Annotated in this window: 2 protein-coding genes; both read right to left on the minus strand. The window is 76.6% G+C overall.

What is annotated here, in order from left to right; genetic code table 11:
- Positions 1–332: ATP-binding cassette domain-containing protein (locus PROKR_RS33765; protein ID WP_036959632.1), on the minus strand; the 332-nt coding region annotated here is incomplete at its 3' end.
- On the minus strand, positions 329–619 hold a 291-nt coding region (locus PROKR_RS03740; protein ID WP_036959633.1), incomplete at its 5' end, for an ABC transporter permease subunit. The genes PROKR_RS33765 and PROKR_RS03740, both read right to left, overlap by 4 nt.

Raw genomic sequence — 619 nt, forward strand, 5'->3', positions numbered from 1 at the left:
CAGGCGTCCGGGAGCAGCCCGGTCAGCGCAGCCGAGCGCTGCCCCGTGCCGAGGTGCGCCGCGCCGGCCGGGACCCGGCCGCCGTCAGGCAGGAGGCCGATCAGGGCGTGCGCCGTGGTGGACTTGCCGCTCCCGGACTCGCCCACCAGCGCGACGACCTGGCCCGGCCGCACGTCCAGGTCGACGCCGTGCACCACCTCGGCGTCGCCGTACGCGACGCGCAGGCCGTGTACACGCAGCAGGGTGTCCGATGGTGCCTGGGTGTCCGCTCCCCCGGACGGGGCGGCGTCCACCGTCGGGGTGGCGCCCGGATCACTCGTCGTCAGCGTCATCGGTCCGTCCTCGTCTCGCGGGTGAGCGCCCGCCCGAGCACGCCGACGGCGAGCACGAAGAGCGCGATGACCAGGCCGGGCAGCGTCGAGTACCACCAGGCCACGGCCAGGTAGTCGCGCCCCTCGGCCACGAGCGAGCCCCACTCGGGCGTGGGCGGGGTGGCGCCGTACCCGAGGAAGCTCAGGGCCGAGACCGCGAGGATCACCGCGCCGAGCTCGACGGCCGCGAGCGCCAGCACGGGCCCGGCGGCGTTGGGCAGCACGTGTCGCAGCAGCACGGCGCCCCG

The sequence above is a fragment of the Promicromonospora kroppenstedtii DSM 19349 genome (assembly GCF_000515355.1).
GTDB lineage: Bacteria > Actinomycetota > Actinomycetes > Actinomycetales > Cellulomonadaceae > Promicromonospora > Promicromonospora kroppenstedtii.